Source organism: Catenibacterium sp. (assembly GCF_052354645.1).
In the GTDB taxonomy this organism is placed as follows: Bacteria; Bacillota_I; Bacilli_A; order Erysipelotrichales; family Coprobacillaceae; genus Catenibacterium; species Catenibacterium mitsuoka_A.
On the sequence record NZ_DAWDDM010000223.1, the window covers coordinates 1 to 3323 of the forward strand.

Genomic DNA, 3323 nt, shown 5'->3' on the forward strand with positions numbered 1-3323 from the left:
TTAATATAAAGCACCTTCTTTAAATGTATAAGCTTAATAAGACTTTGCAGACTTAATTAAAGCTTCTACAGCATCAAACTGTTTTCTTAAAGCTTCAAAATCAAATACATGGAATTCATCCTTTGGAAGCATAAATTCTACTAATACATGTCCTGCTTCTTTTAATTCAGGAGTGATGACTTTGTGTACATCTCCACCAGTAATCGCAAATGATACTAAAGTTGGAGGAACATCTAAGTCTTCAAATGAACCTGACATAGAATCCTTACCACCAATTGAAGGTAATAATAATTCTTCCTGAGCACGATAAGCACCAAGTAATGCACTAAATGGTTTACCCCATCTCTTAGGATCATTTAATAGCTTTTCAAAGAATTCCTGGAATGAGAAACGGATTGTATGCCATGTACCACCCATTGCGATGATTTTTGCAACAGATTCTACAACTGCATTGATTGCACCATGATATGGTGACCATTCAGAAATAAGTGGGCTATAACCATAACTCATTAATGAACATGTAGTTGTTTCTTTTCCTAATACTGGAATTAATGCAGCCATACCTTCAGTTTCTGTACGGTAAGTCTTACCACCAAATGGTGAAAGAACAGTACCATTACCGATGGAAGAGTCAAAACGTTCTACTAAGCCCTTCTGAGAAGCTGTAGATAAACGTGATAATACTTCTTTAGTTGTTTCAGTAAAGTTTTCTTTTGCTTCTGGATTGAATGGTGCCTTATCAAAATCAGGTAATTCTACATGGATATCCTGATAACGTTTAGCTCCTGCTTCATCTAGGAAGTCTCTAGAGATATCTACAATAGTATCTCCCATATATTTCATAGTTAAACGGTTCTTATCTGTAACTGTAGCCACCTGTACAACTTCAAGGTTTTCATCATGAGCAGCCTGGATACAGAAGTCTTTATCACATTCATTGATGACAATAGCCATACGTTCCTGTGATTCACTAATTGCAAGTTCAGTACCATTTAAACCTTCATATTTCTTTAATACTGCATCTAAGTTAATATCAAGACCAGGTGCTAATTCACCAACTGCAACGCTGACACCTCCAGCACCAAAGTCATTACATCTTACAATCTTCTTAGAGAATTCTTTATTTCTAAATAATCTCTGAATCTTTCTTTCTTCAACTGGGTTACCTTTCTGTACTTCAGCACCAGCAGTTTCAGTAGTCTTTAATTCGTGTTTCTTAGAAGAACCAGTGGCACCACCGATACCATCACGACCAGTACGTCCACCAATTAATAAGACAATCTGTCCATTTTCAGGAATTAATCTCTTAACCTGTTCTTCTGGTGCGGCTGCAACTACAGCACCTAATTCCATTCTCTTAGCAACATAACCCTGATCATATACTTCATGTACAAAACCAGTTGTTAAACCAATCTGGTTACCATAAGAAGAGAAACCATGAGCTGCTTCTTCACAGATCTTTCTCTGTGGTAATTTACCAGGAAGTGTATCTTCTAATTTCTGACGAGGATCACCTGCACCAGTAATACGCATTGACTGGTAAACATAAGCACGACCTGATAATGGGTCACGGATTGCACCACCTAAACATGTAGCGGCACCACCAAATGGTTCAATTTCAGTTGGATGGTTATGTGTTTCATTCTTGAACATTAATAACCAATCTTCATCCCCATCAGTTGTATGAACCTTTAAACGAACTGAGCAGGCATTGATTTCTTCAGATACTTCCATATCATCCAAATAGCCACGTTTTCTAAGTTCTTTCATAGAAATAGTTGCAAGATCCATTAAAGTAAGTGGTCTCTTTGTATCTACACCATAAATAAGATGACGGCTTGCTTTATATTTTTCTACATCTTTTTCTAAGATTTCTTTAAATGCACCACTTGCGATATCAATATCAGTAATAACTGTCGCAAATGTAGTATGACGACAATGGTCTGACCAATAAGTATCTAATACTCTGATTTCAGTTTCTGTAGGATCTCTCTTTTCTACATCTCTGAAATAATTCTGAGTTACTTTTAAGTCATCGAAGTTCATTGCAAGACTCATCTTTTCAAGTAATGCTTCAACTTCTTCATCAGTGAAACCAATAAATCCTTCAATCACTGGAACCTTCTTGATTTCAACAACAGCATCATTTAAATCTGCTGGCTTTTCTAAAGACGCTTCTCTAGAATCAACAGGGTTAATTAAATAATGTTTAATTGCTGGTAATTCATCACTAGAAATACCTTCGATTACAATAAGCTTTGCACATTTAACCTTAACGCCTTTTTCACCAGTTAATAACTGGAAGCACTGTTCACAGGCATCTGCTCTAGCATCATACTGTCCTGGAAGATATTCAATCGCAAAACTTACAGCTCCTTCTGGAATTGTATATTCTTCACGATATACTTCATCTACCATTTGCTCAGAAAGAATAGTAGGAATACCTTCTTCTAATACTTCTTCAGTAATACCCTGAAGATCATAACGGTTGACAACTGTTAAGTTAGAAACGTCAGTTAAACCAAGTCTTGTCATCAAATCATGTTTGATAGAGTTTGCTTCAACCGCATTTTCTTTTCTTTTTTCTACATAAACGCGATAAACTTTAGCCATGTTATCCTCCTAATGTAAGCCAATATCTTTACGCATATACATGCCATCAAAATGAATGTTTTCAATTGCATCATAGACTTTCTTTCTTGTTTCTTCAAGATCATGTCCTAATGCACAAACATTTAATACACGTCCACCATTTGTGACGATTTCATTGTTTTCATTACGTTTAGTACCTGCATGGAAAACAACGATATCTTCTGGAAGATGATCTAAACCAGTAATGACTTTACCCTTTTCATAAGATCCAGGATAGCCTCCACTTGCAAGAACAACACATGTTGCTTGTTCATCTTTCCACTTAACATCTACATCTTTTAATGTATTTGTAGCACATCCATACATTACTTCATATAAATCACTTTCAAGTCTCATTAAGATAACCTGAGTTTCAGGATCACCAAAACGAACATTGAATTCTAATACCTTTACATCCTGATCCTTGATCATTAATCCAATAAAGACAACCCCACGATAATCCATATGATCTTCGTGTAAGCCTTTCATGAATGGGTCAAGAATCTTTTCTTTGAAAGTCCCTTCCATACCTTCAGGTAAAAATGGGTTAGGTGATACAGTTCCCATACCACCAGTATTTGGACCTTCATTATTATCATAAATCTGTTTATGGTCTTTTGCAGATACCATAGGTACGATTGTATCATGGTCTACAAAACATAATAGAGAACATTCAAAACCAGTTAAGAATT

At 35.9% G+C, this 3323-nt stretch carries 2 protein-coding genes; both read right to left on the reverse strand.

What is annotated here, in order from left to right; all coding sequences use genetic code 11:
• Positions 1-33: 33 nt before the first annotated feature.
• A complete protein-coding gene (locus ACT8VG_RS08995) occupies positions 34-2613 on the reverse strand; it encodes a phosphoribosylformylglycinamidine synthase (RefSeq protein WP_444195671.1) in 2580 nt (859 codons plus the stop codon).
• A 9-nt stretch (positions 2614-2622) separates the two neighbouring features.
• On the reverse strand, positions 2623-3323 hold a 701-nt coding region (locus ACT8VG_RS09000; protein WP_444195672.1), incomplete at its 5' end, for a phosphoribosylamine--glycine ligase.

Excerpts from the sequence above, each read along its gene's own strand:
- ACT8VG_RS08995 (WP_444195671.1), bottom strand. The coding sequence starts at position 2,613 with ATGGCTAAAGTTTATCGCGTTTATGTAGAAAAAAGAAAAGAAAATGCG.